The sequence below is a fragment of the Petrocella sp. genome (assembly GCF_059865615.1).
Window position 1 is genome coordinate 1 of the sequence record NZ_JCBCDA010000058.1, and the last position, 6,015, is coordinate 6,015.

6 protein-coding genes are annotated in these 6,015 nt (G+C 34.4%); 2 read left to right on the forward strand and 4 right to left on the reverse strand.

Annotation, left to right across the window (positions count from 1 at the left end):
- Positions 1-119: 119 nt before the first annotated feature.
- The 4 genes from AC6F8J_RS06940 to AC6F8J_RS06955 form a co-directional block, all read right to left on the reverse strand.
- A complete protein-coding gene (locus AC6F8J_RS06940) occupies positions 120-932 on the reverse strand; it encodes a hypothetical protein (RefSeq protein WP_500722008.1) in 813 nt (270 codons plus the stop codon).
- A 129-nt stretch (positions 933-1,061) separates the two neighbouring features.
- The gene (locus tag AC6F8J_RS06945; protein ID WP_500722009.1) at positions 1,062-1,871 is read right to left on the reverse strand and encodes a KilA-N domain-containing protein; all 810 of its coding nucleotides are present in this window, start codon (positions 1,869-1,871) and stop codon (positions 1,062-1,064) included.
- A gap of 112 nt (positions 1,872-1,983) precedes the next feature.
- Positions 1,984-4,416, reverse strand: coding sequence for a VirB4-like conjugal transfer ATPase, CD1110 family (locus tag AC6F8J_RS06950; RefSeq protein ID WP_500722010.1), 2,433 nt, complete (start codon positions 4,414-4,416; stop codon positions 1,984-1,986).
- On the reverse strand, positions 4,325-4,606 hold the full coding sequence (locus AC6F8J_RS06955; protein WP_500722011.1) for a PrgI family mobile element protein: 282 nt from the start codon (positions 4,604-4,606) through the stop codon (positions 4,325-4,327). The genes AC6F8J_RS06950 and AC6F8J_RS06955 overlap by 92 nt, the downstream gene beginning before the upstream one ends.
- An 87-nt stretch (positions 4,607-4,693) precedes the next feature.
- On the opposite strand from AC6F8J_RS06955, the gene AC6F8J_RS06960 reads away from it, so the two are divergent.
- Both AC6F8J_RS06960 and AC6F8J_RS06965 read left to right on the forward strand, forming a co-directional pair.
- A complete protein-coding gene (locus tag AC6F8J_RS06960) occupies positions 4,694-4,984 on the forward strand; it encodes a transposase (RefSeq protein WP_500722012.1) in 291 nt (96 codons plus the stop codon).
- A gap of 8 nt (positions 4,985-4,992) precedes the next feature.
- On the forward strand, positions 4,993-5,826 hold the full coding sequence (locus AC6F8J_RS06965; protein ID WP_500722013.1) for an IS3 family transposase: 834 nt from the start codon (positions 4,993-4,995) through the stop codon (positions 5,824-5,826).
- The last annotated feature ends 189 nt before the right edge of the window (positions 5,827-6,015 follow it).

Below are 6,015 nucleotides of genomic sequence, written 5' to 3' on the forward strand. Positions count from 1 at the left end.
GAAACATAACGAGATTTGACGCAAAAACAAAAAATAATTTTCTCTGTTTTGCACAACGAAATCATCTTAAAACAAGCAATATAACCGATTCACGAAAAGGGAACAATCTGTTCATTTAATTATGCGACTGAACAGTTACGATTATTTTTTATTTGCTTTACGTTATTAGTGGAATATTTCTGCTTGATGTAGGTCAGTCTTTGTTGTGACACCTCAGGTTTAGATGCGACATTTAGCTTATCTTTGGAAGCTTCAAATCTCAACTTAGGGTGCTTTGTTTTATCAGCTCTATTGATCACTTTTCTTGCAAATGAAACACTTTCATCAGTCGCAAGTACAGCCGAATTTTCATCAGATTCCTTTTGTTCTTCTAACCGTCCATAGTTATCTGTTGTATTTTTAATAGCAAAGGGTAGTGCCAGTCTTTTATGATGCAACAACTTCTTATTAAACTCATGGGCTCTTGGCTTGTTTTGTTTATGGAGCATGTTTTGTTTATGAGTCTTGTTTTTTTCTGATCCAAGACGTGTTTTAGATTTATCCTTATCAATACCGCTAGCAGAGCTTTTGTAGTTTGATGATCTCTGATCTACCTTTTGAGTTTCTTTTTTTAAGCGTTTTTTTAATTTTGCTTCTTTGCTACTTTTTTGAGGATTGATCTTGATTGAATGCTGTTTTTGCAGATAACGACCTTCCGTTGAAAATTTCTTTTTGGGTTTTGCTTTATGATCATTCTTTTTATAGTTTTGTCGATCATCTATTCGTCTTTTGGGTACTGCATCTAAACGCGTTGCCTTTTCATGTTCAAAAGAAGTAGCATGTTCTTCATTTGGCTGAGGGTTACTTACATTATCAATTTCAAGATTCTCAGCATCATGTGCCTTTTTAAGCGTTTTCCTGAATCTTTCATGAAGCTTTTTCTTATCCGTCAATCACCCACCACCAATCTAGTATAATTTAACTTTTGGGTATCTTCTGATTCTAATTCCCCCGAATTCGGGGGAATTAAAAAAACACCTATCATAGAATAAGTGTTTTAAACGTCGTGGTCACAGTAATATTTATGACTCTTTCAAGGTGTTAAATTCATTCCCATCTTCAAGAATCATCATTTGCTGGATTGCGATTTTATTTAATTTTACGAGTCTATCCGATTGTGACATACCATCATTGATAAGTACTGAGTTAATGTTTTCCATGTTTGATAAACATATGAGTTCAGTAATTGAGGCATAATCACGCATATTGCCCTTTTTATCTGGATTTTCTTCTCTCCACTCTTTAGCTGTTTTCCCGAATAAGGCCACATTTAGAACATCTGCCTCATTGGCATAAACAAAGTTGATTTGATTTTTAGACAATGTCTCTGGAATTAAATTCTGTTTAATGGCATCAGTATGAATACGATAATTCACTTTGGCCAGTTCTCTTTTAGCAGACCAGCCAATCAATTTTTGTTCTTCTTCTTTTAGTTTTTGGAATTCCTTAATTAAGTACAATTTAAACCTTGGTGAAATCCAGGTTGCAAATTCAAAAGCAATATCCTTATGCGCGTATGTTCCACCATAGCGACCAGCTTTTGCTATGACACCTTTAGATTTTGTTCTTTCAGACCACTGTTTAACTGACATAACAAATCGATTTAATCCTGCTTCACTCATTATGACCGCATATTCATCCCTATCAAACGCAGGGTTATATATTTCTTCCCAAATTCCTAAAAACTCTATAGTATTTTTATTTCTTAACCACTTTTCAATTAAGGCCAATCCATTATCTATATTTCTAACCATATCCGTTAATGAAATATAGTCTTCATCACTCATGCTGATTACTGTTATTTCATGATCATTTACATTTATTTTAGCCATAGTGCACACCCTTTCTATTCAAGTTCTAATTCCCTCGAATTCGGGGGAATTAAAATTATTTTGATACTTAATGATACTATAAAATTATACCATATAGCAGATAAAATAACCTTTACTTTCCCATCTCTTCAGGTTTTGTTGTCATGATGCTATATAGCATGGTTTCTTTAGGAAATTTATCGATAAAAGGAATAATCACATTGCCAAAAAATAGTAGCCCTTCACCTTCATTTGAATTGGTTACATAGGATAATTGATGCTTTGATATATCCAACTGCTTTGCTAGTACCGCTCGGTCTTCTGCATTTTGATTGAGCATGTAGATAAAATCAGAGTTGCCTACAATGTTACTGACTTCCCTGTTTGCAAGGAAATCCTGTACATTTTGAGTGATACCAGTAGGAATACCACCCCACTTTCTAAAACGCTTCCAAATTTCTACTGAATACTTTGCTGTGGCTTCATCTTTTAAGAGTAAATGGAGTTCATCGATGTAATATCTCGTGGATTTACCTGAATTCCTGTTGATAGCCACACGACCCCAAACAGTTTCTTGAACAATCAACATACCAAGCATCTTCAACGTACTACCAAGCTCCTTGATATCAAAACAAACAATGCGATTGTCAATATTCACATTGGTATGATGGTTAAAGACATTCATGGAACCTAAAACGTATATTTCAAGCCTTGTAGCGATACCTGTTGCTTTATCATTATTTTGTTCAAGTAAAATGTTATAAAAATCTTCTAATATAGGCATATTCTCTTTAAAGGGATTTTCCATGTATCGTTCATACATATTTCTAACACAGCGGTCAATGATTGAAACTTCTTCACCATCTAGACCGTAGCGACCACCCACCACTTGTTCACAAAGTGAAAGAATAAAATCTGATTTATCTCTTATGGGGTCATCTTCACCATTGTCTAGATTTATATCTAAAGGATTAATGTAGTCTTTACTGTTTGGCGATAGTTTGATGACTTGTCCACCTAACTTTTGAACCAGTGGATAATATTCAGCTTCTGGATCGGATATAAAAATATCATCATTGGTAATTAAAAAGGCATTGGTAATCTCCCGTTTTGCACTAAAAGATTTACCACTGCCTGGTGTTCCTAATATAAGTCCATTAGGATTTTTAAGTTTCTTTCGATCAACCATAATCATGTTATTGGATAATGCATTGAGGCCATAATACAAGCTCTGTCCTTCCATAAAGAGCTCTTGTGTCGTAAAGGGTATAAAGATTGCTGTACTCGATGTTGTAAGTGCCCTGTTAATCTCAATAAAATTCTCACCCAGAGGTAAGGTTGAAAGAAATCCATTTTCTTGCTGGTAATCGAGTCTCCTAACTGCACAGTTGTACTTTTGAGCCAATCCACCTACCTGGAAAACAATATTTTCAAGATTTTGCTTAGTCGTTGCTGTATTAAAAATCAGTATCGTCACAAGAAACAATCGCTCATTTCTACTTTGAAGCTCTTCCAGTAGATTCTTGGCTTCAGTCGTAAAAGTCACTAGATCCGTTGGAAGAATGTCCATGTCATAACCACTTCTCACTGCCTTTTTCTGTTCCTCAATCTTCATTTTGTCGATGTCAGTGATTTTTCTCTTAATCATTTTTATAGCTTGGCTCTGATCAATTGATTTTATATGGAAATTTACCATAACATCACTGTTTAAATCTAAAATGTCTGCAAGCATACGATCTGTCAGTTCAGGTGCAAGTATTTGAAGGTGACTAACTGCGCCTATCGTTTTACCAACCTTTAGCTGCTTTGGATCGGCGAAATTAAATGATGTGGGTGCAATGATATCCTTGGTACTCATCCCTCCGTTTTTAACTAGATCCCAATCGAAGTTGAGCTGTTCCTTGGTGTCTTGATTGCAAATCCTATGAAGCAGTTCAACCCTTTCTTTACCTGTTAAAGCATAGGATTTAACACCCATGACTTTAAAATTATTTATAATATCCATCTCGATTCGTTCTAGTCTTGGTTTTGCCTTTCTATAAGTATCACTTTCTATACTGAATGTGATGTATTTAGTCTTGATAAGACCATTATTGCCTTTAGCCAGTTGATTTTGAAGCATATCGGAATATTCTTTTCTTATGGTATTAAAGTCATCCTCTTGCTCATCAATCCGTATTGCCTCCAGAAATATATTGGTATTGGCTGTCATGTTGACAAAGGACAATTGGACCGATATGGCTGCATCAAAGTAATTTAAAAAGTCGCAGTAGTTCTCAAATATGAGTGTCTTATCTTCATTTTGCGCTAATAAATAATTAATATCAAAGAATTGAATGGTCTTTGAAAACTTTCGGTTGTTGATCTGACAGATACCATCAGGGAATATGGCTTTGTATGCCAATGTATCTTGAACGGTATTAGGTACTTTCCGTTTGGTTTTTTTAAGCTTCTTTGTTTGCTTATTTTGGGTCTTATCTTTTTTTAGGTTTTTTTTGTTGTTTTTTAATGTCTTTTGGTTTTTGGCGAGTTGTTGTTCCCGCTTTTCTGCTTGCTTTTTTCTCAAGTTCTAGACCCTCACTTTCTTCTTCAGTATTTAAGTAAGCATAAAAGTTTTGTGACTTATAAAGTCTTACTTTAGGATAAACAAATTTTTGTCTGATGATATGCCCCATATACTTCTCAAATACAATTCCATCTTTTTCGAATATCGCAACAAAGAAAAACGGAAGTACACAGCCAATCATTAAAAACACTGATGCTAGAATATATATAGGACAACATGAATGGAAAGATTCTACGGTTTAAGCTATAATAAGAAAAGCAAACTAGGAGGATCTATCATGGGATCAAATAAGAAGTACGATGCAACATTTAAACAAGATGCAGTCAATTATTATTACTCGTCTGGTCTGTCAATGCAGCAAGTAGGAGCGTCTCTAAAAGTTGCAACATCGACTATCAGTAAATGGGTATCTAATGCGGAAGCTAATGGAGGTTCAGTTCAGCATGTTGGATTGGGGAATTGTTCTTCTGATTTAGAAAAAGAAAATGCTGCTTTAAAAAAAGAACTACGTGACCACAAAGATGCCCTTGAAATATTAAAAAAGGCTATAGGCATACTACAAAAATAACTGATACTATATACTCTAGCACTAAAGAGTTATCACAATTACGACCAGAGAAATGCAAAGTTTCAGTTAGTGGTGTGCTTAAAATATTAGACGTTTCAACCTCTGGTTACTATAGTTGGCTCAACCGAGAAGAATCAAAGCAACAACTTCGTAAAGTTGAGATGAAGATAAAAATCAATCAAATTTATAATGAGTCTTTTCAAATATATGGCGCTCCTAAAATCACGGCGATTCTTAATGCCAGAGGTGAAATAATAGCAGAAAAGACTGTGGGTAACTATATGCGCGAAGAAGGTATAAAGGCAATATGGGTAACACCTTATAAACGTACGACAATCGATCCTGACTTTGATAATAAGCTTACTAACATATTAAAGAGACAATTTACACCAGCAGCTCCTAATGCTGTTTGGGTAACGGATATTACATATATTTATACTCTATCAGGGTTTGTATACCTAACAAGCATTATGGATTTATTTTCTCGAAAGATCATAGGTTGGCATGTTGGTGATACTTTATCAACAGAACATGTAATAAAAGCAATAAACAATGCAAAGAAAAATCGAAAAATAAACCAACCCATTCTAATTCATAGTGATAGGGGCTGCCAATTTGTATCAAAAAGTTATTTAGAAGCAACTCCTTGGGACAATGCCTGCATTGAATCATTTCATGCACTTATAAAAAGAGAATGGTTAAATCGTTATGTTATAAAGAATATAAAGCATGCACATCAACTAATTTTTGAGTATTTAGAAACCTTTTACAATACAGTCAGAATTCATAATCACTGCGGATTAATATCTCCATATGACTACGAGAGCACTTTCGCGAGTTAATGCAATAGAATATTTCCGTTTATTTTGTCCGAAAACTTGACATAAGACCATTGTGGTTGAAACTTCAGAATATAAAGAAGTGATTTATCGATTGAATTACTTATTAGATACAAAAGGCTTTGGTTTGATTACCGGTGGTCCTGGTCGCGGTAAAACAACAGTTATAAGAAATTTTTCGAAATCTTTAAA

Coding starts and splice junctions, on each gene's coding strand:
- AC6F8J_RS06945 (WP_500722009.1), bottom strand. CDS start 1,871: ATGGCTAAAATAAATGTAAATGATCATGAAATAACAGTAATCAGCATG.
- AC6F8J_RS06960 (WP_500722012.1), top strand. CDS start 4,694: ATGGGATCAAATAAGAAGTACGATGCAACATTTAAACAAGATGCAGTC.